Annotated in this window: 23 protein-coding genes and 1 pseudogene; 16 read left to right on the top strand and 8 right to left on the bottom strand. The window is 52.5% G+C overall.

What is annotated here, in order from left to right; all coding sequences use genetic code 11:
• Positions 1-189: 189 nt before the first annotated feature.
• The 4 genes from OGV38_RS15455 to pepT form a co-directional block, all read right to left on the bottom strand.
• Complete coding sequence (locus OGV38_RS15455) at positions 190-429, bottom strand: hypothetical protein (protein ID WP_016151936.1); 240 nt, start codon at positions 427-429, stop codon at positions 190-192.
• A gap of 91 nt (positions 430-520) precedes the next feature.
• On the bottom strand, positions 521-1,156 hold the full coding sequence (locus OGV38_RS15450) for a DUF2913 family protein (protein WP_016151935.1): 636 nt from the start codon (positions 1,154-1,156) through the stop codon (positions 521-523).
• Between the two features lie 528 nt (positions 1,157-1,684).
• Positions 1,685-3,046: a C4-dicarboxylate transporter DcuC gene (dcuC, locus tag OGV38_RS15445; protein ID WP_286473888.1), complete on the bottom strand. Its 1,362-nt coding sequence runs from the start codon at positions 3,044-3,046 to the stop codon at positions 1,685-1,687.
• Positions 3,043-4,299 (bottom strand): peptidase T, encoded by a 1,257-nt coding sequence (gene pepT, locus OGV38_RS15440; protein ID WP_016155790.1) that lies wholly within the window; start codon positions 4,297-4,299, stop codon positions 3,043-3,045. The genes dcuC and pepT overlap by 4 nt, the downstream gene beginning before the upstream one ends.
• Before the next feature lie 1,319 nt (positions 4,300-5,618).
• Here pepT and OGV38_RS15435 point away from each other — a divergent pair.
• Positions 5,619-5,876, top strand: coding sequence for a YjhX family toxin (locus tag OGV38_RS15435; protein ID WP_131347817.1), 258 nt, complete (start codon positions 5,619-5,621; stop codon positions 5,874-5,876).
• Positions 5,877-5,889: 13 nt separating this feature from the next.
• Entirely contained in the window at positions 5,890-6,636 is a 747-nt protein-coding gene (locus OGV38_RS15430) for an SAM-dependent methyltransferase (protein ID WP_109017856.1), read from the top strand.
• 49 nt (positions 6,637-6,685) lie between these two features.
• On the opposite strand, the gene OGV38_RS15425 is transcribed toward OGV38_RS15430, so the two are convergent.
• The 3 genes from OGV38_RS15425 to OGV38_RS15415 form a co-directional block, all read right to left on the bottom strand.
• Entirely contained in the window at positions 6,686-7,249 is a 564-nt protein-coding gene (locus OGV38_RS15425; RefSeq protein WP_016151930.1) for a DJ-1/PfpI family protein, read from the bottom strand.
• A 165-nt stretch (positions 7,250-7,414) separates the two neighbouring features.
• Complete coding sequence (locus OGV38_RS15420) at positions 7,415-8,803, bottom strand: APC family permease (RefSeq protein ID WP_286473885.1); 1,389 nt, start codon at positions 8,801-8,803, stop codon at positions 7,415-7,417.
• Between the two features lie 386 nt (positions 8,804-9,189).
• Complete coding sequence (locus OGV38_RS15415; protein WP_046276299.1) at positions 9,190-10,608, bottom strand: glutamine synthetase family protein; 1,419 nt, start codon at positions 10,606-10,608, stop codon at positions 9,190-9,192.
• A gap of 211 nt (positions 10,609-10,819) precedes the next feature.
• Here OGV38_RS15415 and puuD point away from each other — a divergent pair, with 211 nt between their 5' ends.
• The 14 genes and pseudogenes from puuD to OGV38_RS15345 form a co-directional block, all read left to right on the top strand.
• Positions 10,820-11,584 carry a gamma-glutamyl-gamma-aminobutyrate hydrolase gene (gene puuD, locus OGV38_RS15410; protein ID WP_286473882.1) on the top strand — a complete coding sequence of 255 codons (765 nt, stop codon included), beginning with the start codon at positions 10,820-10,822 and terminating at the stop codon, positions 11,582-11,584.
• A 25-nt stretch (positions 11,585-11,609) separates the two neighbouring features.
• A complete protein-coding gene (puuR, locus tag OGV38_RS15405; protein WP_016151913.1) occupies positions 11,610-12,167 on the top strand; it encodes an HTH-type transcriptional regulator PuuR in 558 nt (185 codons plus the stop codon).
• Positions 12,168-12,304: 137 nt separating this feature from the next.
• A complete protein-coding gene (puuC, locus tag OGV38_RS15400; protein ID WP_016151912.1) occupies positions 12,305-13,792 on the top strand; it encodes an aldehyde dehydrogenase PuuC in 1,488 nt (495 codons plus the stop codon).
• A 2-nt stretch (positions 13,793-13,794) separates the two neighbouring features.
• Positions 13,795-15,075 carry an NAD(P)/FAD-dependent oxidoreductase gene (locus OGV38_RS15395; RefSeq protein WP_016155784.1) on the top strand — a complete coding sequence of 427 codons (1,281 nt, stop codon included), beginning with the start codon at positions 13,795-13,797 and terminating at the stop codon, positions 15,073-15,075.
• Between the two features lie 208 nt (positions 15,076-15,283).
• Positions 15,284-16,411 (top strand): hydrogenase 1 small subunit, encoded by a 1,128-nt coding sequence (hyaA, locus tag OGV38_RS15390; RefSeq protein ID WP_286473878.1) that lies wholly within the window; start codon positions 15,284-15,286, stop codon positions 16,409-16,411.
• Positions 16,408-18,201, top strand: coding sequence for a Ni/Fe-hydrogenase large subunit (hyaB, locus tag OGV38_RS15385; protein ID WP_286473875.1), 1,794 nt, complete (start codon positions 16,408-16,410; stop codon positions 18,199-18,201). The genes hyaA and hyaB overlap by 4 nt, the downstream gene beginning before the upstream one ends.
• A gap of 18 nt (positions 18,202-18,219) precedes the next feature.
• Positions 18,220-18,954: a Ni/Fe-hydrogenase b-type cytochrome subunit gene (hyaC, locus tag OGV38_RS15380; RefSeq protein WP_286473872.1), complete on the top strand. Its 735-nt coding sequence runs from the start codon at positions 18,220-18,222 to the stop codon at positions 18,952-18,954.
• Positions 18,951-19,532, top strand: a complete 582-nt coding sequence (gene hyaD, locus OGV38_RS15375; protein WP_047357642.1) for a hydrogenase 1 maturation protease — start codon at positions 18,951-18,953, stop codon at positions 19,530-19,532. Before hyaC ends, hyaD begins: the two co-directional genes overlap by 4 nt.
• Positions 19,533-19,537: 5 nt before the next feature.
• Positions 19,538-19,945 carry a hydrogenase-1 operon protein HyaE gene (gene hyaE / locus OGV38_RS15370; RefSeq protein WP_046276294.1) on the top strand — a complete coding sequence of 136 codons (408 nt, stop codon included), beginning with the start codon at positions 19,538-19,540 and terminating at the stop codon, positions 19,943-19,945.
• The gene (locus tag OGV38_RS15365; protein ID WP_016151905.1) at positions 19,938-20,795 is read left to right on the top strand and encodes a hydrogenase expression/formation protein; all 858 of its coding nucleotides are present in this window, start codon (positions 19,938-19,940) and stop codon (positions 20,793-20,795) included. Before hyaE ends, OGV38_RS15365 begins: the two co-directional genes overlap by 8 nt.
• Before the next feature lie 89 nt (positions 20,796-20,884).
• The gene (appC, locus tag OGV38_RS15360) at positions 20,885-22,429 is read left to right on the top strand and encodes a cytochrome bd-II oxidase subunit 1 (protein ID WP_286473870.1); all 1,545 of its coding nucleotides are present in this window, start codon (positions 20,885-20,887) and stop codon (positions 22,427-22,429) included.
• Between the two features lie 11 nt (positions 22,430-22,440).
• On the top strand, positions 22,441-23,577 hold the full coding sequence (gene appB, locus OGV38_RS15355; protein ID WP_137352770.1) for a cytochrome d ubiquinol oxidase subunit II: 1,137 nt from the start codon (positions 22,441-22,443) through the stop codon (positions 23,575-23,577).
• 13 nt (positions 23,578-23,590) lie between these two features.
• Positions 23,591-23,680, top strand: a complete 90-nt coding sequence (cbdX, locus tag OGV38_RS15350; RefSeq protein ID WP_016151902.1) for a cytochrome bd-II oxidase subunit CbdX — start codon at positions 23,591-23,593, stop codon at positions 23,678-23,680.
• 466 nt (positions 23,681-24,146) lie between these two features.
• Positions 24,147-25,007, top strand: a pseudogene (locus tag OGV38_RS15345) (integrase arm-type DNA-binding domain-containing protein); the annotation flags it as partial.
• Positions 25,008-25,044: 37 nt separating this feature from the next.
• On the opposite strand, the gene OGV38_RS15340 reads toward OGV38_RS15345, so the two are convergent.
• A protein-coding gene (locus tag OGV38_RS15340; protein ID WP_117086587.1) for an IS3 family transposase occupies positions 25,045-26,252 on the bottom strand; the annotation gives its coding sequence in 2 pieces (ribosomal slippage) (positions 25,045-25,931 and positions 25,931-26,252; 1,209 coding nt in all).
• Positions 26,253-26,343 lie beyond the last annotated feature (91 nt).

Genomic DNA, 26,343 nt, shown 5'->3' with positions numbered 1-26,343 from the left:
TAAAAATCCTCTACGACTTAATTGTTATCGACACATCACGCAATACCTTAACCTGTAAAATGGTTAATTATTAGAAAGTTTCCGCATTCATTCTCACATAATAAATTAATTACTCAGGGGGACATACTGCGATAAACAGCAGCCCTCTAACATTGGCAAAAATAAGGCCAAAACTATTCAACATTAATATTATTTATGGATATAAACGGTAATGTCTTTCTGACTATCGACAGGCACCCGCACCCAGGACAACGAATCGACGGTGATCGGTGCCATTTCATTTTCTAAACGTAACAACGGCGTGCTGGCGTCTGGCACACCTGTACTTTCAGTTATCTCGAGAACGCCCCGAAAAGAAATGGACACACTGTCTGGAATATCAGACAACCTTATCCATTCGTTGGCAATCACTAACTTTCGAGTAAACATTCGCTGTCCTTGGCGCGTGGTTTCTATCCGATAAATTTACAAGTCGATCAATCTATTCTTTGCATTAACAGCACATTGTCCACATTGTCAGTTAAGCATTACTTACCAGAAGAAAATGGAAGTGATAAAACTCATTTGAAACGTGTTTTACAAATTCAGCCGGAAGGTTATGTTTAATGAACGTTAACTTTGCAAACTCAACATCGCCATATACCCGGATACAGAAGGGTTTGACAATCTCACCCTGCACGCCAAAACACGCCTGCAGCCGAGTGTCATCCATAAAAATAAAATTACCTTCTCTTACCTTAATCTTTTCATGCAGATCTCGCCATTTCTCTGGCGTAAGCAGAAAGCTTTCCCAGCCATTATTTCTCAACACCTCAATCGTATGAGTAAACTTAAAATAGTCGTTTTGCATCGATACATCGCCACTCGAAGTCGAGTATAGATATTCTATTTTAAATTTAAGTTGTGCATTGAGGCTTTTTTTCTTGCCTTCATCAATTAGCCATTGAAGTTCATTGATTACGTTCCTTGAGAAGAGCTTTCTTTTTTTAGCGATGGCCAGCCATTGCATAATAAAAAGATGCTCTGACATTTTAGAATGAATCTTACGGTCCCGTATTGCGATACCAATTGCTACCAATGCACTCCAGGTAAACGCTTCCAGGTCATCCTGATAATGGTGTCGTAACGTACTAACTTTTCCTGAATCCCTTACCACTTAAACCTGCCCAAATAAATCATTATTACATGTAAACCTTGCATTATTTCATTTTAAAAAATACTACAACTAAAAACATCAAAATATGATCCAGATTAATTTATCCCTATGTAATAAAATTGCAAACTTAACACATCACTCTTATTAATCATTGATGCCCGGATGGCTCAGCGATAAATAATAAGAATTATACGATAAAGATAAAAACTAATAATACTCACAGGTTATCAATTCCACCTACTGTTAAAAATATGATCATCATAAAACTTCAAAAATTGCTGATTAGAAGAAGTGTCCTAATAGTTTTGACCAGACACCCCAGACAAACACCCATTCCAACGTTAAACAGCCATTAAACATCCTAATGGAATCGCATTTTATCCTCCGCTGAGCAACAGACAGCCTCACAGCAGCAGGCCAGGCTTTTTTATACAGGTATCAGTAATATTAACGCTTTTAAATTTCGCCTAATTCAAAAAGCCAACATCCGGATTTAATGAACCGGAAGTTGGCTTGTCGCTGGAACGGTTAATAGAAAATACCGATGATCAGGGTGTGAGTAACGAACCCCACAATCAGCGGTACGGCGGTACGCTTCACCACATCGAATGGGGTTATTTTCGCTCCGCTGGAAACGGCAATCACGACGCCGGATACCGGTGAAATTACCCGTCCCATATGCGATGCCTGCTGCATCGGCAGGATCATGGCAACGGCGTTAGCGCCCATACTGGCGGCAATTTGCGGGATGAGCTCAACGAAGGCGAGGAATGGCGCATTCCCCGACCCCATAATGATAGCCGCGGCCAGCGTCACCAGCGCAAATACTACCGCCATGGCAAACGGCGGTAATCCCACGTGTTCGGCCATCAGAATGAGCTGATCGATCGCACCGATGACTTTAATTCCGTGAGCAAAAACCCCTGCCGCAACCAACAGTCCAACCACACCGGTAAACGCAGTGCCCATTCCTTTCAGGAAATGGCTGAAACCTTCGCATACCGACTTTAAATCACGCACCCGCAGCCATTCAATCAGCATACAGATGGTCATTGAAATGAGGACAATGGTGATAATATTCAGGTTGATACCCCTGACGAACATTTCGGATGATCCTACTGCCATCAGTATCGGAAGCATGGGGAGCAGCGCGTAAAAAGCCGGGGATTTTCCTGAATCAGTCACTTCTGCGCTACCGATTTCCCGCGGTAACGTCCCTGCTTTACGGTCGCAATGCCGCTGCCAGAAAAAATGGCACACGCCGACAACCAGAACCGTTGCCAGCGCGGCGGGTCCCTGGTGGTAAACAACATATTCCACTACATCCATATTCACTGCTTTAGAGCCCCTGATAGCATCGATTGCCGTCGGGGTGTAAGCCACGCCAAGCGAAGTAGCAATGACCCCGGCAGCCGAGGCCGCTGAGAGCCCTAACCCCAGCATAATGGGGAACATCGTCCCCATCAGCAACACGGCAAGCCCGGTTGCAGAAGGAATGGCCAACTGCAGGAGGCTGGCGAGCAGGTAGGAGAAAAAGAGGAGCACATAGGGTGAACGCAGCGCCCGTAAGGGTTTCGTTACTACCCGCACGACCGCCTCATTTGCGCCGATATGATCCATGTAATGCGCAAATCCCATTAACGCCATGATCATCAGGCCGAGATCGGCGGCGCGCGTGCTGAAGAGATCGCGCATTACCTCGAAAGGATCGAGAAAGGAAATTCCCGTACTGGCAACCCCCTTCGGTAATACGGAACCCCATCCGGTTAACGCGGTGCAAATCATCAAGACTAAGCCCGCAATGAAGAGCACCGGTTCAGCACGGTAACCTTTCAGAATCAGACGCGCGACCACCACGATCACCAGAAGTGCGATTAACACCTGAATCATGACTGAGCTCTCCGCTGCGCGAACTCAGTATAAGTTTCCTCAATCACCGCCACCACCACATCACTGGCAGCCCGCAGAGAACGCACCGGCAGATACTCATAAATTGAATGGAAGTTATGAGCACCGGTAAAAATATTCGGGCACGGCAATCCTTTCTGCGACAGTACCGCGCCATCATACCCGCCACGCATGGCGACAGGTGCGGGCGTTATGCCGCATTTCTGATACGCGCGGAATGCAATATCAATCGGGTAGTGAGCATCCCCCTGCAAACTGTTCAACACATTCGCGTAGCGATCGGCTAAATGACAGACCACGCTGTTTTCCCCCCACAGGGCACAGGTGCTGACGGCAAGCTGGCGAATAAACGCCATACGCGCCTTATAACCTTCTTCACTGAAATCGCGGATATCCAGCTTAAGTACCGTGCGTGCACTGTTACCCTGTAGCTGTTTTACCCAGTAATACCCTTCGCGCCCTTCCGTATATTCAGGCGCTTCTCCCCCTGGGAGCATGGCAATAAACTTATGCGCCATCAGCAGCGAATTCTTTAACTTACCTTTGGCCGACATCGGGTGTGCGGACTGGCCGGTAAAGATGATTTCCGCATCGCCCGCATTCCAGTTCTCGTAAACAAACTCACCGATACCGCAGCAATCCAGGGTATAGCCAAAATCAGCACCAAACGCGGCAACATCAAACGCTTTTGCGCCACGCAAGCCCTGTTCCTCATCCGGGACAAAACCCACTTTTACCGGCCCGTGTTTAATTTCCGGGTGTGCGACCAGATACTCAAGAGCATTCATAATCGCGGCGATGGCTGCTTTATCATCAGCGCCCAACAGACTGGTCCCGTCGGTCACCAGCAGGTCATCACCGATATAATTTTTCAGTTCCGGAAATTCACTTTCGCGCAGGTAAATATTCAGCTCTTTGTTCAGGCATAAATCCCCGCCGTGATAATGCAGACGCTGTGCTTTGGTGTCTGCCGTCTGTTCCGCACTGGTATCCAGATGACCAAAAAAAGAGACCACCGGGATCGTGTCATCAGTATTTGCAGGTAAGGTTGCCGTCACTATAGCGGTATCCCTGACCTCAATGTTTTCCATTCCTAATGCTTCAAGTTCTGCTGCAAGCAGTTTTGCCAGTTCCATTTGACCAGGAGAAGAAGGCATTATCCCATTAGCGCCGTTTTCCCTTGATGTTGTGGTATTGATTTTCGTGTAGTTAATAAAGCGTTCAACAATATCCATTCCAGGAGATCCTTTAATGTATCATTTATGAGGTACTGCGAGAGGTGTTCTGCATGCAGCGTGGGGTAAGTAATCTGAGAACCAAATAAAATCAGCGCTCATCCCAGAACGCTGATTTTATGGGCATTACGACAACGATTTATATAAAGGAAGATAAAAAGGTTAGTGATTATACCTGCGATTAAAAAACTCCTTTCTGATTGATAAAATCATATTCCCTGTCTGTTTTTACTGCTATTTCCCATGGTGTTAAGCTAACAGAAGTCATAACCGGCATCCCTATACCTATGAGGTAATAGAAATCATTTAGATTCCTGTACTCTGTACTGGCATAAGACATACCATCGCTATATTTTTTTAATGAACGAATACTGTATCAGCAACATGCAACCGTTTGCACCTCTCTACAAATAGCCACTTCGCGCACTAAAATCCGTGAACAAAATCACAATTACCTCAAAAGCAAAAAACTTCTATCGCGCTGAAAAAAAGGCAGTTATAAGGAAAGCTATATAATACCCACATAAACATAGCCAGAATTATACTATTCACTATGAAATAGATTCATGCTGATACTATTTCAATATTGCCGTAGGGGTCAGTAGAGCTAAATCGTCGTAATCAATAATGTTTAACATCAATAACGATAATATTAAAAATTCTATTTATGACGATAAGCTAAATAATATGCAGGCAAAAAAAAACCTCTCCCCCGAGAAGAGATTCAGGGCAGAGGTAATACGGGTGTTAAGGACATACTTATAGTTTTAATGATAACAGAAGCGCTTCTTGCAGGACCGAGTATACACACTTAGCCACGTTAAGAAAATTCTTAAAAACATTAAATTGCAAATTTCATTTAAAACCACAATTATGATAAAGGAGCATTTATCAAAGAACAAAATTAACCAGCAAAAAGAGTAAATCATACTAATCAATGAGGTGATAAAAAAAGAATAGCAATGCTGTATGGCTACCGATAGCGTTTCTGGCGACGCTGAAACATTAAATTAATTTAATGAATAAATGCGATTTACATAACGAGAATTAAAAAGTCATTAAATAAAAGAAATACAATTTTTCGTTACAGATCACACTTCCACTACAAGGAGGTTCCCCTACTGTTTCTTGCAGGTATTATTCAGCATGTAAATACCTTTCAACTCAACCCGAGGCTTTGATGCTGGAGAATGTAATCATCTGATAATCAGCTTCCCGACCTTTTCAGGCCGGACTGGTTATCAATGCGCCGAATTCGAATGCGGACACCGCTGTGTGTTTGCACGTTTTGCACATGATGATTAAACAGGTTTTCCAGTATGAATTTATCCCGTCAGGAACAACGTACCTTACACGTTCTCGCCAAAGGTGGCCGTATTGCTCACGTCCGCGATGCCTCTGGCCGCGTCACTTCCGTCGAATGCTATAGCCGTGAAGGGTTGCTGCTCTGCGACTGCACGCTCGCCGTCTTCAAAAAACTCAAAACCAAAAAACTGATCAAATCCGTCAATGGGCAGCCCTACCGTATTAATACGACCGGCCTGAACAACGTTCGCGCCCAACTTGATAATCGCTAAAGGAGAGAGAGAGATGGATATCCCGAAGATTTTTACCATCAGCGAAAGCGCACATCGCATTCATAATCCGTTCACCGCACAGAAATACGCCACGTTAGGCCAGGTTTTACGGATGGCACCGGGAACACGCATTCTGGACCTCGGCAGCGGTTCGGGTGAGATGTTGTGCACCTGGGCACGCGATCACGGTATTTCCGGCGTTGGTATTGATATGAGCCGGCTGTTCAGTGAGCAAGCCACCCTGCGGGCCAAAGAGTTGGGTGTCAATGAGCACGTGCGTTTTATTCATGCCGATGCAACAGGTTATATCGCCGAAGAAAAATTCGATATTGCCGCTTGCGTTGGTGCGACCTGGATTGCCGGCGGCGTCGCTGGAACGGTCAGACAACTGGAACAAAGTCTCAAACCAGGCGGAATTATGCTCATCGGCGAACCTTACTGGCGTCAGACGCCTGCAACGGAGAGCATCGCCCAGGCTTGCGGCGCGACTTCAGTGACCGATTTTCTTTCTCTGCCAGAGCTCGTTTCATCTTTCGACCTGCTCGGTTATGACGTGGTTGAAATGGTACTGGCTGACCAGGAGGGTTGGGACAGATACGAGGCGGCCAAATGGCTGACGATGCGCCGGTGGCTGGAGGCAAATCCGGACGATGAATTTGCCCCGGAAGTCAGAGAGCAACTGAGGAGTTCACCAGCACGCCACGTAGCCTTCACCCGGGAGTACATTGGCTGGGGCGTGTTCGCACTCATACAGAGGTAATATGTCCAGTCGGTATAACCAGACAGGTTATACCGACTTTTTTCATTGCTTACTTCATTAATACTTCAACAAATTTAGCCAGCCATTGCGGATGCGCGGGCCATGCAGGCGCGGTAATCAGATTGCCATCCACGTGGGCTTGATCAATGCCGATATCTGCGTAATGCCCGCCGCTCAGACGAACTTCTGGCGCACAGGCCGGATAGGCGCTACAGGTCCGGTTTTCTAACACCCCCGCCGCCGCTAACAGCTGAGGTCCATGACAGACCGCGGCGATAGGCTTACCGGCAGCGTTGAAATCTTGCACCAGCTTAATAACATCCGGATTCAGCCGGAGATATTCCGGAGCACGTCCACCGGGGATCAGCAGCGCGTCGTAATCGGTGGCCCGCGCCTCGGCAAAATTCGCATTCAGCGTAAAACGATGACCCGGTTTTTCACTGTAGGTCTGCGCTCCATCAAAATCATGAATAGCGGTTTGAACGTAGTCCCCCTGACTTTTATCCGGACAGACGGCATCAACACGATGGCCCAGCATCTGCAACGCCTGAAAAGGCACCATCGTTTCATAATCTTCGACATAATCGCCGACCAGCATCAGTATCTTCTTCATTCACATCCCCCGCTCACGGTTATTAATGATGAGAAATAACGGCCATCTTTACTATAGCCCACGCATTTCACGACATTAATAAATACCGCAGGACACGCCATCACCGGACGTCTGAAGGGGGTTGCCCCTGACGGCGTGCCCTGTTGTTAATACCTGAAGTTTCTATCACTCCCAGGCTTGCTCAGATTTCGCGGCGTCAAACTGCGGCGGCGGATTACGGAAACGTCCGGTCAGGTAGGCGAGATACACCACCCCCACGCCAGCCCATACCAGTCCCAGCGTCAGCGATGTCACCTCCAGGTTCACCCACAGTACGGCAACGGTGGCGGCGCCGACCATTGGCAATACCAGGTAGTGCAACTTTTCCTGCCAGGTATGCTTACGTCCTTCACGACGCCAGAAGTGGTTAAACACGGACAAATTAACGAACGTAAAGGCCACCAGTGCGCCAAAGTTAATCAACGCCGTGGCGGTTACCAGGTCAAAAAACAGGGCCGAGAGTGCCACAATCCCGACCATAATGACGTTCAGCGCGGGTGTACGCCATTTCGGATGGACATAGCCGAAGTACTTCTCCGGGAAGACGTTATCGCGGCCCATCACGTACAGCAGACGCGAAACGCTGGCATGGGACGCCAGACCTGACGCCAGCGTATTCACAAAGGTCGTACACAAGAAAATAGACTGGAACAGTTTGCCGCCGACGTACAGCGCAATCTCCGGCAGCGCCGCGTCCGGGTCTTTAAATCGGCTAATATCTGGAAAAAATAGCTGCATAAAGAACGAGGCAGCAATGAAGATCAGTCCGCCGTAAAGCGCGGTAAGGAAAATAGCTTTTGGAATGGTACGCGCGGCATCCGGTGTCTCTTCAGAGAGCGTAGTTACTGCATCAAAACCGAGAAACGAGAAGCAGACGATGGTCGCCCCGGTGATAATCGGGATCAAATGCGCATTCTGGCTGATAAACGGTTGCAGCGACCAGACGGTCCCAACCCCTTCGCCTTTGTGCAGCCCCTGCACCACGAGAACAATGAACACCACGATTATCGCGACCTGCACCAGTACAAACAGCGCATTGAAGTTCGCCACCAGATTTACGCTTTTCAAATTGGCCGCGGTGAGGATCGCTACAAACATCACTACCCAAATCCATGGCGCAACGCCCGGGAACAGCGCGGAAAGGTAAATTTTCGCCAGCAGGACGTTAATCATCGGCAGGAACAGGTAATCAAGCAGTGACGACCAGCCGACCATAAACCCCACATGCGGGTTGATTGCTTTTTGCGCATAGGTGTAGGCAGAACCGGCTTGTGGAAACTGGCGTACCAGCTTTCCGTAACTGATGGCGGTAAACAGCACGCCCGCCAGGGCCAGCAGATAGGAGGCCGGAACATGGCCATTGCTGATACCCGAAACAATACCAAAGGTGTCAAATACCGTCATCGGTGTGAGATAGGCCAGCCCCATCACCACCACCTGCCACAGCTTGAGGGATTTACGCAGTTGTGCTTTGCCCGGCAGGGCCGCGAGATCCACAGAAGAATTAGTCGACATAGCTTTCCTCCCCGCCACGGGCCCAGATCTGCGTTCGAAACGTGGGTACTGCAGACCTGGGTCGTGTCGGGGTGGAAAGCCAAAAGAAAGGCGTCAATGTTGCACGGCACAGATGCGGTCCGTACTTACTGCGGGAGCCATGGATGCTCACGCGGGGCGGGTTTTTAAACATTGGCATCATCACATTTCCTCGTCACAAACTCTGTCGGTTATCTGAAGACCCGTTGTCGCAAGCCGCTCCATTACGCGACATCCGGGAAATGGCAGGTGATCCTGCAATATTGACGGGCTGGCTCCGCTCAGACCGCATGATGCGACTTCTTTTTTTCAATGACTAAACAATGCGACAGGCCCGACAAACATTCCGCCGCCGGGCCACTTTCCTGTCAGGCGTTTTTCAGCATCCACTCAATTTCAGTGTCGGTAATCAGGCGTTCAAACTGGATCAGTTCATCGTGTTTACAGGCGTGATACACATGGCTAAAACGCTCCCCGAGCAACTCACGCAGACTGTCATTTTGCATGAACTCCCACAGCGCATCGCTCTGGCGGATCGGGAACGGTAGCCCTTCCTGCTCCAGGCCGTTGCCTTCCACCTCTTCCTGCAACGGCAGCTCGTTATCCAGCCCATGCAGGATCCCCGCCAGAATGGTCGACATCACCAGATACGGGTTGGCGTCAGCCCCCGCCACGCGATATTCAACCCGATGGTTATCACGATCGCCGCAGGGAATGCGCAGCGCCACCGTACGGTTGTTGTGCCCCCAGGAAGCCTGGGTCGGAACATACATCCCCGGCTGGAAGCGGCGATAAGAGTTCACATTCGGCGCCAACAGCGCCATTGACGCAGGCATCAGATCAATCATCCCGGCAAGCGCCCGCTTTAGTAACGCGGAATCATCGCCATTCGCATCGGCTAACACGTTCTCGCCTTTATTATTCATAATGCTGATGTGGATATGCATCCCGCTACCGGCATGCTCCTCATAAGGTTTTGCCATAAACGTGGCATGCATCTTATGTTTCTCCGCCACCAGCCGTACCAGCCGTTTCAGCGCCAGCGCGTCGTCGCAGGCGTCGAGTACGTTATCGGTATGGTAGAGGTTGATTTCAAACTGCCCAGGGGAGGCTTCAGCCACCGCGCCGTCAGCCGGGATCAGCTGCAAACGGGCCAGTTCATCGATATCGTTTAGCACATCAGCAAAGTGGTTCAGGTTATCAACCGAGTAAACCTGACTTTGCGTATTCCGATCGTCCGTTCCCGGCGCGCACGGCGGCTGCAGATAACCTTCGGGATCGCGCTTACGATCGAGTAAATAGAACTCCAGCTCTACCGCTACGACGGGGAACAGACCGCGCTGGCGAAGTTTCTGCCAGAGTCGGTTAAGTACGTTCCGCGGCTCAACGTCAAAGGGAGCGCCATCTTCATCCAGCATCGTCAGCATCATCTGCGCAATACATTCCGGATCGGCGGCCGAAGGCGTTAACGTGCCAGGCACCGGGACACAGGTCCGATCCGGTTCGCCAAGCTCCTGCCCTAATCCCGCCTCTTCGACCACATTGCCAAGAATATCCATCGCGAAAACGGATGCCGGGAAATAGCAGCCTTTCTCTAACTTGTGTAACCCTGCAACGGGAATGCGTTTACCACGAAAGCAACCATTCAGGTCGGTTAACAGCACATCCACGAACTGCGTGTTGGGATAGCGCTCCAGATACTGCTTAACTTCACGCGCAAACGCGCTACTTCGTCTCTCTTCAGAATGCTGAACAAAATTCTCAACTTCTACGATATTGGTTTCCATGATTCACCGCCGTTGGCCTGTAAGCTGTTCTGTGATTTGACTGTTAAATATAATGTCCACTCTTCGACTCTGGATGCAAACAAATTGTTTGTCAAATGTTAAATTAAGTTTGCTAGAAGGTTATTCCACTGCTAGATTGAGAAAATAATGAACGGAATGGCATAACAAGGAACCGTTTGGCAATAATTTATTCCAAAACGTGAGGTCGATCATGGGCAATATATTTGACAAGCCAGTTATTGGTGTAGTGATGTGTAGGAACAGGCTTAAGGGTCACGAGACCCAGACTCTGCAAGAAAAGTACCTGAATGCAGTATTAAACGCCGGTGGATTACCGATAGCGATTCCCCAGGCGCTTGCGGAACCCGAATTACTGAACGCGCTGTTACCGAAACTGGATGGTATCTTCCTGCCAGGAAGCCCAAGCAATGTGCAGCCGCACCTTTATGGTGAAAATGGCGATGAGTCTGACGCCGATCCCGGGCGTGATCTTCTGAGCATGGCGCTAATTACCGCCGGGCTCGAAAGGCGCATTCCCATTTTCGCCATCTGCCGGGGCTTACAGGAATTAGTTGTCGCCACTGGCGGGACTCTGTATCGTCGCCTGTGCGATCACTCACAGTTCCTGGAACATCGTGAAGATGCGGAACTCCCGGTGGAGCAGCAATATGCGCCATCTCATGAAGTCCAGGTTCAACAGGGAGGATTGCTATCTCAGCTAATACCAGGTTGCAGCACGTTTTGGGTTAACTCCTTGCATGGTCAGGGCGCAAAAACCCTTGGCCCGCAACTGCGCGTGGAAGCACGCTCGCAGGATGGATTAGTGGAAGCAGCCAGCGTTCACGACCATCCTTTCGCGCTTGGCGTGCAGTGGCACCCGGAATGGAACAGTAGCGAATATGCCCTGTCGCGTTTGTTACTTGAAGGTTTTATCACCGCTTGTCAGAACCACCTCGCTGAAAAACAGCGACTCTGACCACTACAGTTAAGGAAATGCAATTATGAGCGATGACGGCCTGGCGCCGGGTAAACGTTTGTCAGAGATCCGCCAGCAATTGGGTCTTTCACAGCGTCGTGCCGCCGAACTGTCTGGGTTAACGCATAGCGCCATCAGCACCATAGAGCAGGATAAAGTCAGTCCTGCCATCAGTACGCTGCAAAAGCTATTGAAAGTTTATGGGCTGTCGCTCTCCGAGTTCTTCGCGGAACCGGAAAAGCCTGACGAACCGCAGGTGGTTATCAATCAAGATGATTTGATTGAGATCGGGAGTCAGGGAGTATCCATGAAGCTGGTACACAACGGAAATCCGAATCGTACGCTGGCCATGATGTTTGAAACCTATCAGCCAGGTACGACAACCGGGGAGAGAATTAAACACCAGGGTGAAGAGATTGGGACAATACTTGAAGGTGAAGTGATACTGACCATCAACGGTCAAACGTATCATCTTGTTGCAGGGCAAAGTTATGCCATTAACACCGGTATACCACACAGCTTCAGCAACACCTCGGCAGGGATCTGCCGCATCATCAGTGCCCACACTCCTACCACTTTCTAATAAGTAGCGGCCTGAGTTTCTCAGGCCTTCTTAAATAACGCGCATTAACAGGGTACATCCCTGGGGCATCGTGCAGCCTGATTTTGCCTGAAAAGATCAGCAACGAACTTTATCTTATTGATATAAAAGGAGTAGCTATGAACTTTCAGAATCTTAAATATTGGCGTGAAAAAGCCAGCCATTATTCGCCGGAGACCCGTTTATTTATTAACGGCGAATATTGCGCAGCCGCCGATAACGAAACCTTTATTACGCAGGATCCGGCAGGACAACGCCCGCTCGCCAAAGTCGCCCGCGGCAAAAAAGCGGATGTAGACCGCGCGGTCACCGCAGCCCGCACCGTGTTTGAACGCGGAGACTGGTCGCAAGCATCACCCGCAGAGCGCAAGGCAGTCCTGCACAAGTTCGCCGATTTAATGGAGCAGCATCACGAGGAGCTGGCGCTACTGGAAACGCTCGACACCGGTAAACCGATTCGCCATAGCCTGCGTGATGATATTCCAGGCGCGGCACGCGCCATCCGTTGGTACGCCGAAGCAATAGATAAAGTCTATGGCGAAGTGGCCACCACCTCGGTGAGCGATCTGGCGCTGATTGTGCGCGAGCCGGTGGGCGTCATTGCGGCCATCGTGCCGTGGAATTTTCCCCTGCTGCTGGCCTGCTGGAAACTTGGCCCGGCACTGGCTGCAGGCAACAGCGTGATCCTCAAACCTTCAGAAAAATCACCGCTGACCGCCATTCGCCTTGCTGCGTTGGCAAAAAAAGCAGGTTTGCCAGATGGCGTTCTCAGCGTGGTGAGCGGATATGGCCACGAAGCGGGCCAGGCGTTGTCGCAGCATCCGGATGTTGATGTGATCACCTTTACCGGCTCGACCCGCACCGGCAAGCAACTGCTCAAAGACGCTGGCGACAGCAATATGAAACGCGTCTGGCTGGAGGCCGGTGGTAAAAGTGCCAACATCGTTTTTGCCGACTGCCCGGATCTGCCGAAAGCCGCCGCCAATGCTGCAGCAGGCATCTTCTATAACCAGGGTCAGGTCTGTATCGCCGGTACGCGTCTGTTACTGGAAGAGAGTATTGCCGACGAGTTCATCGCCCTGCTGAAAGAGCAGGCGAAAAACTGGCAGCCGGGCAACCCGCTGGATCCGGAAACCACGATGGGCACGCTTATCGACAACGCGCATGCCGACACCGTGCACGGTTTTATTCGCGACGGTGAAGCACAAGGCACGCTGGCGCTGGATGGTCGCAGCCACGTCCACCCAGCGGCTATCGGCCCGACTATTTTTGTCGATACAGCCCCGCAAGCCCACGTCAGCCGCGATGAGATCTTCGGCCCGGTACTGGTCGTCACCCGTTTTAGCAGCGAAGCCGAAGCCCTGGCGCTGGCCAACGACAGTGACTACGGCCTGGGGGCCGCGGTCTGGACCCGCGATCTGTCGCGCGCCCACCGCATGAGCCGTCGCCTGAAGGCCGGTTCGGTCTTCGTTAATAACTACAACGATGGTGATATGACTGTGCCGTTCGGCGGTTATAAGCAAAGCGGCAACGGGCGCGATAAGTCCCTGCATGCGCTGGAAAAATTTAGCGAACTGAAAACCATTTGGATCTCCCTGGAGCCTTAATCATGACTGAACATACCAGCAGTTATTACGCCGCAAGCGCCAATCAGTACGAACCGTTTCCCACCCTTAGCGAGTCGGTTAGCTGTGATGTTTGCGTCGTGGGCGGTGGATATACCGGACTCTCCTCCGCCCTGCACTTAGCGGAGATGGGTTACGACGTAGTGCTACTGGAATCCGCGCGTATCGGCTTCGGGGCCAGCGGACGTAACGGCGGTCAGTTGGTGAACTCCTACAGTCGCGATATCGACGTCATCGAGCGCACCTATGGTCCGGACGCCGCCAAAATGCTTGGCAGCATGATGTTTGAAGGCGGTAATATCATCCGCGAACGTATCAAGCGTTATCAGATCGAATGCGACTATCGCCCTGGCGGACTGTTTGTGGCGCTGAACCACAAGCAGATGGAAACGCTGGAGGAGCAGAAGTCGAACTGGGAACGCTACGGCAACACGCAGCTTGAACTGTTAGACAGCAGCGAAATTCGTCGCGAAGTCAGCAGCGATCGTTATGTCGGCGCGCTGCTCGACCACAGCGGTGGTCATATTCATCCGCTGAACCTGGCGATTGGCGAAGCTAACGCCATTCGTCTGAACGGCGGGCGCGTCTTCGAACAGTCGCCGGTCACCCGTATCCAGCACACCAGCCCGGCGGTGGTCAGCACCGAAAAAGGTCAGGTTACGGCCCGCTTTGTGATCGTCGCGGGCAACGCCTACCTCGGCGACAAACTGGAGCCTGCGCTGGCAAAAAGCAGCATGCCATGCGGCACACAGGTGTTAACCACCGAACCGTTGTCTGCGGAGATGGCGCGCTCGCTGATTCCTAAAAACTACTGCGTGGAAGATTGTAACTATCTGCTGGATTACTACCGTCTGACCGGTGATAACCGCCTGTTGTACGGCGGCGGCGTGGTCTACGGCGCCCGCGATCCGGACGATATTGAACGTCTGGTAATGCCGAAACTGCTGAAAACCTTCCCGCAATTGCAGGGGGTAAAAATTGATTACCGCTGGACCGGTAATTTCCTGTTAACGCTATCTCGCATGCCGCAGTTTGGCCGTCTTGATACCAACATTTACTATATGCAGGGCTACAGCGGCCACGGCGTGACCTGTACCCACCTGGCAGGACGTCTGATTTCTGAACTGCTGCGCGGGGATGCCGAGCGCTTTGACGCTTTCGCCAAACTGCCGCACTACCCGTTCCCGGGGGGGCGCAGCCTGCGCATTCCGTTTACCGCCATGGGGGCGGCATATTACAGCTTACGCGATCGCCTTGGGGTTTAAGTTCTTCCGCAATAAACCCGACGCACAGGGCGGTCTCCCCTGTGCGTTTTTTTATTCCCGGACAGTGAAAAACAGGTAACGGGCACGAAAATATCGCAATAGGACATAACCCTACACTTTACATTGTTTCTCCCCGCTGATCGGATAGGCTTTTTTAGATTATCGCTGGCGACGTGGCCAGAACTCAACGGGGGAAGAAACGCGTGTTATGAATACGAATAACGAGGAGACCTTTTATCAGGCGATGCGCCGCAAAGGGGTGAGTCGACGCAGTTTTCTCAAATATTGCAGCCTCGCAGCAACATCGCTTGGGCTGGGAGCCGCAATGACGCCCAGAATAGCCTGGGCGCTGGAAAACAAACCCCGGATCCCGGTCGTCTGGATCCACGGGCTGGAATGCACCTGTTGCACTGAATCATTTATCCGCTCCTCTCACCCACTCGCCAAAGACGTCATCCTCTCCCTGATTTCTCTTGATTACGACGACACCCTGATGGCCGCCGCCGGAACGCAGGCCGAAGAGGTATTTGAAGACATTCTGAGCCGCTACCACGGCCGATACATTCTGGCCGTCGAGGGCAATCCTCCGCTGGGTGAACAAGGAATGTTCTGCATCAGCGGCGGGCGACCGTTTATTGAAAAGCCAAAAAGAGCCGCGGCAGGCGCCAGCGCGATTATTGCCTGGGGAACCTGTGCCTCCTGGGGCTGCGTGCAGGCTGCCCGGCCTAATCCAACCCAGGCAACGCCGATCGATAAGGTGATCACCGATAAACCAATCGTGAAAGTGCCCGGCTGCCCGCCGATTCCGGATGTCATGAGCGCCATCATTACCTATATGGTGACGTTTGATCGTCTGCCTGAACTCGATCGTTTGGGGCGTCCGCTGATGTTCTATGGTCAGCGTATTCACGACAAATGCTACCGCCGCGCCCACTTTGACGCCGGGGAGTTCGTTGAGAGTTGGGACGATGACGCTGCCCGAAAAGGCTATTGCCTGTACAAAATGGGCTGCAAAGGGCCTACCACTTATAACGCCTGCTCCACCACCCGCTGGAATGGCGGCGTTTCTTTCCCCATCCAGTCCGGTCATGGGTGTCTGGGATGTTCAGAGAACGGCTTCTGGGATCGCGGTTCGTTCTACAGCCGCGTGGTCGATATCCCGCAGATGGGGACGCATTCAACCGCCGATACCGTGGGCCTCACCGCGCTTGGCGTGGTGGCCGCCAGCGTCGGTGTCCACGCAGTCGCCAGCGCCGTCAATCAACATAACCGCCACAAACAGCAATTAGCCGACGCCGGACAACAGTCGCCAGACAATGAGGATAAACAGGCATGAGCAATTCGTATCAAACCCAGGGATATACGGTCAATAATGCCGGCCGGCGCCTGGTTGTCGACCCCATTACGCGCATTGAAGGCCATATGCGTTGTGAGGTGAACATTGATGAGCAGAACATCATCACCAACGCGGTGTCCTGCGGCACCATGTTCCGTGGACTGGAAATTATTCTGCAAGGGCGCGACCCGCGCGATGCCTGGGCGTTTGTCGAACGAATTTGCGGGGTGTGCACTGGCGTACATGCGCTCGCATCGGTCTATGCCATTGAAGATGCCATTGGCATCAAGGTGCCCGATAACGCCAACATCATTCGCAACATTATGCTGGCGACGCTGTGGTGCCACGACCACCTGGTCCACTTTTACCAGCTAGCCGGAATGGACTGGATTGACGTTCTGAATGCCCTGAAAGCCGACCCGCGCGCAACATCACAGTTGGCACAAAGCCTTTCAGCCTGGCCGATGTCCTCCCCGGGCTACTTCTTTGACGTACAAAACCGCCTGAAGAAATTTGTCGACGGCGGTCAGTTGGGGATTTTCCGCAACGGTTATTGGGGGCATCCGCAGTACAAACTGTCGCCAGAGGCTAACCTGATGGGCTTTGTCCATTATCTGGAAGCGCTCGATTTTCAGCGCGAGATTATCAAAATCCATACGGTGTTTGGCGGCAAGAATCCGCATCCTAACTGGATTGTCGGCGGCATGCCATGCGCTATCAATATCGATCAGAGCGGCGCGGTTGGTGCGGTCGATATGGAACGCCTTAACCTGGTACAGTCGATCATCACCCGCACCGCCGACTTCATCAACAACGTCATGGTTCCTGACGCGCTGGCTATCGGCCAGTTCAACAAACCCTGGAGCCAGATTGGCACCGGGCTGTCTGATAAGTGCGTCTTAAGCTACGGCGCGTTCCCGGATATTGCCAACGACTTCAGCGCGAAGAGCCTGTTGATGCCTGGCGGCGCGGTCATTAACGGTGATTTTAACAACGTCATGCCGGTGGATCTGGCCGATCAGCAGCAAATTCAGGAGTTTGTCGATCATGCCTGGTACCGTTATCCGGACGATCAATTAGGTCGTCACCCGTTCGAGGGGATTACTGAACCCTGGTACAACCCCGGCGATGTCAAAGGCAGCGATACCGATATCCAGCAGCTCAACGAACAGGAACGCTACTCGTGGATTAAAGCCCCGCGCTGGCGCGGACACGCCATGGAAGTTGGACCGTTGGCGCGTACGCTGATTGCCTATCACAAAGGGGATGCCGCCACGATTGAATCCGTCGATCGCATGATGTCCGCACTCAAACTGCCGCTGTCGGGTATGCAGTCGACGCTGGGGCGTATTTTGTGCCGCGCGCACGAGGCGCAGTGGGCCGTGAGCAAGCTGCAATATTTCTTCGACAAGCTGATGACCAACCTGAAAAACGGCAATCTGGCTACGGCGAATACCGAAAAATGGGAGCCTGCAAGCTGGCCGCAGCAGTGCCGTGGGATCGGTTTTACCGAGGCGCCGCGCGGAGCACTCGGTCACTGGGCGTCGATTCGCGACCAGAAGATCGACGTGTATCAGTGCGTGGTGCCGACCACCTGGAATGCCAGCCCGCGCGATCCGAAGGGGCAAATTGGCGCCTACGAGGCGGCGTTGATGGGCACCCAAATGGCGATACCGGATCAACCACTGGAGATCCTGCGCACCTTGCACAGCTTCGACCCCTGCCTGGCATGTTCAACCCACGTCCTCGGCGACGACGGCAGCGAACTTATCGCAGTCCAGGTTCGCTAAGCGTTAAGGAACGGAACGATGACTGGAAAGATATCCCCACGCATCGGGGAGGCGCGTGATACCGCCGTCAGCCACTATGTGTTTGAAGCGCCCGTACGCTTGTGGCACTGGCTGACAGTGGGCTGCATGTTGGTTTTGATGGTAACCGGATACTTCATTGGCCGACCACTGCCGTCGGTCAACGGCGAGGCCACTTACCTGTTCTACATGGGCGACATCCGGTTAGTGCATTTCGCCGCAGCCATGGTGTTTACGGTGATACTGCTGGGTCGCATTTACTGGGCCTTCGTCGGCAATCGCTATTCACGCGAGCTGTTTGTCGTGCCGGTCTGGCGTCGCAGTTGGTGGCAGGGTGCCTTTTCGGTGGTGCGCTGGTATCTGTTTCTGGAAAAAAAACCGGGAGAAGATATCGGCCATAACCCCGTCGCGCAGGCGGCGATGTTCGGTTATTTCCTGCTCTCAGTTTTTATGATCCTCACCGGTTTTGCCTTATACAGCGAGCATAGCCAGTACGCCATTTTTACCCCCTTCCGCTATGTGACGGAGTTTTTCTACTGGACCGGCGGTAACTCTCTCGATATCCACAGCTGGCATCGGTTGGGGATGTGGTTCATCGCCGCCTTCATCATCGGTCATGTGTATATGGCTATCCGCGAGGACATCATGTCTGACGATACCGTCATCTCAACCATGATCAACGGCTATCGTAGCCACAAATTTGCCAAACGCCAGCATGATAAGGAGGCGTCATGAGCGAACCTAACGTCATCGTGATGGGCTTAGGCAACCTGCTGTGGGCAGATGAAGGATTTGGCATTCGCGTTGCCGAACGCCTGTACGCCCACTATCACTGGCCGGAATGGGTAGAGATTGTCGACGGCGGCACGCAAGGGCTGAATCTGCTGGGCTACGTTGAGCAGGCCAGCCATTTGTTGCTGCTGGACGCCATCGACTACGGACTCACGCCAGGCACTTTGCAATCCTACGCCGGTGAACAAGTCCCCAGTTACCTCAGCGCCAAAAAAATGAGTCTGCATCAGAACAGCTTCTCCGAAGTGCTTGCTCTGGCGGAGATTCGCGGTCATCTGCCCGCCCACATCGCCCTCGTAGGACTACAGCCGGTGCAGCTGGACGACTATGGCGGCAGCCTGACCGACATCGCGCGCGCTCAGCTCCCGGCGGCAGAACAAGCCGCGCTAAGGCAACTGGCCGCGTGGGGCATCGCGCCACAGACAATCGATGAAACGCGTTGCCTGAACTATGAATGCCTGTCGCTGGAAAACTATGAAGGCGTGCGTATTCGCCAGTATCGTGTAACGCTGGAGAGATAAGCAACATGTTGAATGACAAACCATTTTCTGCGCTATGGCAACGCATGCTGGCGCGCGGCTGGCAACCGCTGACCGCATCTGAACTGGATGACTGGGTAACGCGTGTGCGTGATGTCGTGGTGCTGCTCAGTAGCGATCCCCGCCGCACGCCAGAAGTCAGCGATAACCCGGTAATGATTGCCGAGTTGCTCCGCGAGTTTCCCCAGTTTGACTGGCAAATCGCTATGGCGGATCTCGAGCACAGCGAGGCTATCGGCGATCGTTTTGGCGTATTCCGCTTCCCGGCCACGCTGGTATTTATCCACGGCGAGCTGCGCGGCATTCTCAGCGGCATCCACCCGTGGGCCGACCTGCTCAACCTGATGCGCCCCCTCGTTGAAGAACGCATCCCCCGGAGCCTGCAAGATGAGTGATACCTTTTTTCATCTGCTGGGGCCGGGAACCCAGCCGGGCGATGACAGCTTCAGCATGAATCCCTTGCCCCTCACCTGCCAGGTCAACAGCAGCCCCAGCATGGCGAGGCTGGAAAACTGTCCGCACAGCCCGGCGGTGATGGCATTGTTAGCCGACGTGCGCCACCAGCTAAGCCAGAAAATTCCCGCAAAACAGGACGTGCTGGGATGGGATTTATCCACGCTCAACGCAGACGACCTCACGTTTTTGAATACGCTGCTCGGCGAAGGCGAAGTTTCCGTGCGTATCCAGCAGGCTGACGGCAGGGCGAGCGAGATTCAGGAGTCTATTTTCTGCGGAATCTGGCGGGTGCGTTGCCAGAATGACTTGGGTCAATGGGAGGAGCATCTGGAGGCAGGCAGTGCGCCACGGGCGCTGTGGCAGGCAGCAACAATCACGACGCTGCCAGACGATAGCCTGTTGCCTCCGCCCGTCGATGGGTTGATGAATGGCCTGACGCTGGCTCAGGAACTGCTGGCGCACGTGCGCGATCCGGCCACGCAACCTCATAGCATTAACCTCACCCAACTCCCGGTTAGCGATGCGGATCGCCAGTTCCTCTCCCGCCTGTGTGGCGAAGGGCGCATCCAGATCCGCACCATCGGCTACGGCGAGAGCCAAATCGACGCCACGGCGCTGCGCCATGTCTGGCATGTGCGCTGTCTGGATACCCTGAAAGGGCTTCTGCTCGAGAGTTATGAGATCTGTCCATTACCGGAACTGGTACTGGCTGCTCCGGAGGATCTGCTCGACTCGCTCCAGCGCCTGGATGAAGTCTGTAGCTGGCTGGCATCCGGCCCGCCAGCCTGATCCCCTTCTCCCGACCCGCATACTTTTCTGCTGCGGGTCTGGCGTTTTCTTCCTTATCTATTCACTCTCTAATGCCTGATGGAGTTCGCATGTGGGACGTCATTGACTTATCGCGCTGGCAGTTTGCGCTGACCGCGCTGTACCATTTTCTGTTTGTTCCCCTGACGCTGGGGCTGATTTTTTTGCTGGCCATCATGGAAACCCTGTTCGTGGTGACGGGCAAAACAGTCTACCGCGACATGACGCGTTTCTGGGGAAAGTTATTCGGTATTAACTTTGCGCTCGGTGTGGCGACCGGCCTGACCATGGAGTTTCAGTTCGGGACTAACTGGTCGCTCTATTCCAACTATGTGGGCGATATTTTCGGTGCTCCGCTGGCGATGGAAGCCTTGATGGCTTTCTTTCTTGAATCCACATTCGTGGGGCTGTTCTTCTTCGGCTGGCAGCGCTTAAACAAGTACCAGCATTTACTGGTGACCTGGCTGGTAGCGTTTGGCTCCAATATCTCGGCCCTGTGGATCCTCAACGCCAACGGCTGGATGCAATATCCAACGGGCGCTCACTTTAATATTGATACCCTGCGCATGGAGATGAGCAGCTTTAGCGAGCTGGTTTTTAACCCCATCAGCCAGGTGAAATTTGTGCATACCGTGATGTCCGGTTATGTCACAGGCGCCATGTTTGTGATGTCCATCAGCGCCTGGTATCTGCTGCGTGGTCGCGCTCGCGAGTTCGCCCTGCGCTCCTTCGCGGTAGGTTCCGTCTTTGGCACACTGGCTATCCTCGGCACTCTGCAACTGGGAGATAGCTCAGCCTATGAGGTCGCCCAACGCCAGCCGGTAAAACTGGCGTCAATGGAAGGGGAATGGCAAACCGAACCGGCACCTGCGCCCTTTCATGTGATAGCCTGGCCGCAGCAGGAGCAAGAGCGTAACGCCTTTTCCGTGAAGATACCGGCCCTGCTGGGTATCCTGGCGACTCACTCTTTAGATACGCCAGTTCCGGGGCTGAAGAACCTGATGGCAGACGCGCTACCCCGCCTGCAGCGGGGTCGGGAAGCATGGTTGCTGATGCAGGAAATCGCCAAAGGTAACCGCACGCCTCAGCTACTGCACGCTTTTCACGCCGTGGAAAAAGATCTGGGTTACGGCATCCTGTTAGCAAACTACGCCCCTGACATGAACCATGTCACGCCAGCGCAATATCAGGCCGCACAACGCGGCGCTATTCCGCAAGTTGCCCCCGTGTTCTGGAGCTTTCGCATCATGATTGGATGCGGTTCCCTTCTGCTGCTGGTGATGGCGATTGCGCTGATACAGACCTTACGCTGGCGTATCGACCAGCATCGCTGGGTACTGCACATAACGCTGTGGAGCCTGCCACTACCGTGGATTGCCATTGAAGCAGGCTGGTTTATGACGGAGTTTGGCCGCCAGCCGTGGGCGATTCAGGATATTTTGCCGACCTGGTACGCCCACTCTGCGCTGAGCGCGGGCCAACTGGCCTTCTCCATGGGGCTAATCCTCACGCTTTACACCCTGTTTTTAATTGCCGAAGTCTACCTGATGCAAAAATACGCGCGTCTTGGTCCAGATGCGATGCAACGTCAACAACCGGCACAACCACAGGAATAAAGGAGAGCATCATGTTGGATTATGAAACGTTGCGGCTCATTTGGTGGCTGCTGATTGGCATTATTCTGGTGGCCTTTATGGTCACTGACGGGTTTGATATGGGGGTCGGCTGCCTGTTACCGCTGATCGCGCGCAACGATGATGAACGTCGGGTGTTAATCAATAGCGTAGGGGCGCACTGGGAAGGTAACCAGGTGTGGCTCATTCTGGCGGGCGGCGCATTATTCGCAGCCTGGCCGCGCGTCTATGCTGCCGCATTTTCGGGGTTTTATGTGGCGATGATTCTGGTGCTGTGCGCCCTTTTCTTTCGTCCATTGGCCTTTGATTATCGCGGTAAAATAGCGAATGCACGCTGGCGCGCCATGTGGGACACCGGGTTGGTTATCGGCAGCCTGGTGCCACCGGTTATCTTCGGCGTCGCCTTCGGCAATCTGTTCCTGGGGGTGCCTTTTGTGTTCACACCACAATTACATGTGCAATATCTGGGCACTTTCTGGGAATTGCTCTCTCCTTTTGCCCTACTGTGCGGCGCATTAAGCCTGATGTTGGTCATTATGCAGGGGGGCGTGTGGCTCCAGTTGAAAACCGACGGCCTTCTTCACCTGCGCGCGCTGTCTGCCACCCGCCGCAGCGCGATGTTAGTGGTGCTCTGCTTCCTGTTAGCCGGGTACTGGCTGTGGACGGGGATCGACGGCTATGTGCTGCTTAGCCAGGATCCTAATGGTCCGTCCAACCCGCTATTAAAGGCAGTAACGACCGCACCGGGCGCGTGGATGGCGCACTTTGAAAATTCACCACTATTGTTGGTTATTCCGCTGTTGGGCATGATTTTTCCAATGCTCGCGATCTATGCCTGCGGGCAACGTCGGGCCGTGTGGGGATTTCTGTTTGCTTCATTGACCCAGACCTGTGTGATCTTCACCGCTGGAATCACCCTGTTTCCATTTGTGATGCCATCCAGCGCGTATCCACTCTCTAGCCTGACGGTGTGGGACAGTACCTCCAGCCAGACGACGCTCAGTATCATGCTGGTTATCGTGCTGATTTTCCTACCGATAGTTCTGCTTTATACCTTGTGGAGTTATTACAAGATGCTGGGACGAATCAACGTAGAAACCATCCGCCGCCACAACCACGAACTTTATTAGGGAGGACTGTACGATGTGGTATCTGTTTTGGTTTGTCGGCATTCTGCTGATGTGTACGCTCTCCACGCTGGCGCTGGTCTGGCTTGAGTCACGGCAGAAATAGCCCTGCGCGTGCGTTACGCTTCCAGGCTCCCCTGTTTATTCGGGGAGTCTTTATTCGTTCACACAAAAGCAGCATGGCTGTACCCAAACCCTGGTTAGCACCAAGCTTTTCTATAAACCGCAGAGCGGTGCTGCAATGGACGTGTTCGAAGAGCGGAAAGGAAATGAGAAGCTATAGAGTGCTAAACCAGTGCGCGAGACAAAAAGAAGGGGATTACATTGAAGATGTGGAGTTGTAACTGCTTGATTGAATGGTGCGATAATAGGAGTCGAACCTACGACCTTCGCATTACGAATGCGATGTTATTATATTTTCACCCCTTTAAAAACCTACTATTAAAACAAGCAATTCATTATAAAACATTGTGTTATGAAAAACACCTGTTGATAAAAATTGACACGCGTTGATGTTTATTCCCCCATTTTACTTACACTAGCCGTTACATTATGGTGATGTAACATTTCTCATCTGGAGCCCCAAAATGGCACTTCCAAGACAAAAACTCACCTTCGAGCGCATTCGAAAACTTGCTTTATCTGAAGGAAAAACCCAGGCATTTCTTTGGGATGCGGACGTAACTTCCCTGGCATGTAGGGCAACTCGCGGAACAAAAGCTTTTGTGTTCCAAAGCGTATATGCGGGAAAAACCCTTCGCATGACCATTGGCAACATTAACGATTGGAGAATTGATGATGCCAGGGCCGAAGCCAGGCGGCTGCAAACATTAATCGATACAGGGATAGATCCGCGTATAGCTAAGGCAGAAAAAATTGCTGAAGCGGAATCACAGCAGGCTGAATCTCGTAAAACGAAGGTAACCTTCACAAGCGCTTGGGAAGATTACCTTGAAGAATTGAGAGCCGGAATCAGCGCAAAAACTAAACGCCCATATTCTACTCGATACATTGCCGATCACATTAACTTGTCCAGCCGTGGAGGCGAAAGTAAAAAAAGAGGCCGGGGCCCAACCTCGGCTGGACCATTGGCTAGCTTACTCGACCTACCGTTATCGGAACTAACACCAGAGAACATTGCCGCATGGCTAAGTACAGAGAGACAAAATCGGCCTACCGTCACTGCTCATGCCTACCGTCTGTTGCGTGCATTTATCAAATGGGCTAATTACCAGAAAAAATATCAGGGAATAATCCATGGCGATATTGCACAAGATCATAACGTGAGAAAAGTGGTTCCAGTATCAGCGAGTAAAGCGGGAGATTGCTTACAAAAAGAACAGTTAAAAATCTGGTTCAGTGCCGTACGTAGCCTCAATAATCCCATTGCATCGGCCTATCTCCAGGTACTTTTGCTCACCGGTGCACGGCGTTGATCTTGACCCTCCATCTCCGAACAGCTTTTGTATCTTAAGTTAACGATGTCCGCTGCCGCCGGTATTCCCTCGGGGAGTGATATCCCAGCGCGCTGTGCGGGTGGTTTTCATTGTAATGCGTGAACGCTACTGCAAGGTTTCGCAGTGCTGTTCTCACATCCGGTTTTGGCATGAACGCGATATAGTCTTCTTTCATCGTTTTCACGAACCGTTCGGCCATGCCATTACTCTGCGGGCTGCTCACCGCTGTTGTGCAGGGCTCCAGATTCAGCTCTCTCGCGAACCTCCGCGTTTCATACGCGGTATACGCTGAACCGTTATCCGTCAGCCACTGCACCGCTGTGTCGGGCAACCTGTCGCCGAAGCGCTTTTCCACCGACCTCAGCATCACATCCTGCACGGTCGAACTGTCATAGCCTCCCGTGCTTGCTGCCCAGTCTATGGCCTCACGGTCGCAGCAGTCCAGCGCGAACGTTACCCGCAGTTTTTCGCCGTTGTCGCAGCCGAACTCGAAGCCATCTGAACACCAGCGCATATCGCTTTCTGCCACCGCTATCTTGCCCTTATGTTCACGCTTCGGTCGCTCTGGTTTGTGATGCAACAACAACAGGTTATGCTCACGCATTATCCTGTAAAGCCGTTTGGCATTCACAGGTAGCTGTCCCTCTGTGCGACGTTGCTTGCGCAGGATGCCCCACACGCGTCGATAACCATAACTCGGCATATCGCTGATAATGTTGAGGATAGCCGACAGTATTTCTGCGTCTGCTTCTTCATTACGCCGGTTACAGCGCCTGTCCTGCCAGTCGGCAGAACGGTTAATCCGCAGTGACAGTTGCGCACGCGACACGCCCATGGTCCGGCAGACCATGGCTATTCCCCGTCCTTTGGCAACAAGGGCGCGTGCGCTATCCATTTTCGCGACTGACCGTACTCCACGGCTTCTTTCAGGATCTCAACTTCCATCGTCTTCTTGCCCAGAAGGCGCTGAAGCTCCCGGACCTGCTTCAGAGCAGCAGTAAGCTCAGAAGCAGGAACGACTTCCTCTCCAGCCGCAACGGCGGTGAGGCTGCCTTCCTGATATTGCTTCTTCCACTTAAACAGCAGGCTGGGCTGGATACCATGCAGGCGGGCGACATGGGAGACATTCATACCCGGCTCCATCGTCTGCTGGATAATGGCGATCTTCTCCTGAGGAGTTTTACGTTTACGGACTTCTTGCCCTAACAGGATCCCGGTCATCTCAAAATTGGCGTTAGTGTTAGACATATATTCAAGCCTATCTCTTATCTGGAGATACAGCTACTGTCCGGTGTTTCAGGGGGCTACATCA

It is taken from the genome of Citrobacter sp. Cb080, from assembly GCF_030334745.1.
GTDB lineage: Bacteria > Pseudomonadota > Gammaproteobacteria > Enterobacterales > Enterobacteriaceae > Citrobacter > Citrobacter braakii.
The sequence above is the reverse complement of the archived record's forward strand: the minus strand, read 5'-3'. Positions and strand labels throughout refer to the sequence as shown.

Coding starts and splice junctions, on each gene's coding strand:
- cbdX (WP_016151902.1), top strand. CDS start 23,591: ATGTGGTATCTGTTTTGGTTTGTCGGCATTCTGCTGATGTGTACGCTC.
- puuR (WP_016151913.1), top strand. CDS start 11,610: ATGAGCGATGACGGCCTGGCGCCGGGTAAACGTTTGTCAGAGATCCGC.
- hyaE (WP_046276294.1), top strand. CDS start 19,538: ATGTTGAATGACAAACCATTTTCTGCGCTATGGCAACGCATGCTGGCG.
- hyaC (WP_286473872.1), top strand. CDS start 18,220: ATGACTGGAAAGATATCCCCACGCATCGGGGAGGCGCGTGATACCGCC.
- hyaB (WP_286473875.1), top strand. CDS start 16,408: ATGAGCAATTCGTATCAAACCCAGGGATATACGGTCAATAATGCCGGC.
- appB (WP_137352770.1), top strand. CDS start 22,441: ATGTTGGATTATGAAACGTTGCGGCTCATTTGGTGGCTGCTGATTGGC.
- OGV38_RS15455 (WP_016151936.1), bottom strand. CDS start 429: ATGTTTACTCGAAAGTTAGTGATTGCCAACGAATGGATAAGGTTGTCT.
- OGV38_RS15430 (WP_109017856.1), top strand. CDS start 5,890: ATGGATATCCCGAAGATTTTTACCATCAGCGAAAGCGCACATCGCATT.
- OGV38_RS15425 (WP_016151930.1), bottom strand. CDS start 7,249: ATGAAGAAGATACTGATGCTGGTCGGCGATTATGTCGAAGATTATGAA.
- appC (WP_286473870.1), top strand. CDS start 20,885: ATGTGGGACGTCATTGACTTATCGCGCTGGCAGTTTGCGCTGACCGCG.
- OGV38_RS15365 (WP_016151905.1), top strand. CDS start 19,938: ATGAGTGATACCTTTTTTCATCTGCTGGGGCCGGGAACCCAGCCGGGC.
- hyaD (WP_047357642.1), top strand. CDS start 18,951: ATGAGCGAACCTAACGTCATCGTGATGGGCTTAGGCAACCTGCTGTGG.
- puuC (WP_016151912.1), top strand. CDS start 12,305: ATGAACTTTCAGAATCTTAAATATTGGCGTGAAAAAGCCAGCCATTAT.
- puuD (WP_286473882.1), top strand. CDS start 10,820: ATGGGCAATATATTTGACAAGCCAGTTATTGGTGTAGTGATGTGTAGG.
- OGV38_RS15435 (WP_131347817.1), top strand. CDS start 5,619: ATGAATTTATCCCGTCAGGAACAACGTACCTTACACGTTCTCGCCAAA.
- dcuC (WP_286473888.1), bottom strand. CDS start 3,046: ATGATTCAGGTGTTAATCGCACTTCTGGTGATCGTGGTGGTCGCGCGT.
- OGV38_RS15395 (WP_016155784.1), top strand. CDS start 13,795: ATGACTGAACATACCAGCAGTTATTACGCCGCAAGCGCCAATCAGTAC.
- OGV38_RS15415 (WP_046276299.1), bottom strand. CDS start 10,608: ATGGAAACCAATATCGTAGAAGTTGAGAATTTTGTTCAGCATTCTGAA.
- pepT (WP_016155790.1), bottom strand. CDS start 4,299: ATGGATATTGTTGAACGCTTTATTAACTACACGAAAATCAATACCACA.
- hyaA (WP_286473878.1), top strand. CDS start 15,284: ATGAATACGAATAACGAGGAGACCTTTTATCAGGCGATGCGCCGCAAA.
- OGV38_RS15420 (WP_286473885.1), bottom strand. CDS start 8,803: ATGTCGACTAATTCTTCTGTGGATCTCGCGGCCCTGCCGGGCAAAGCA.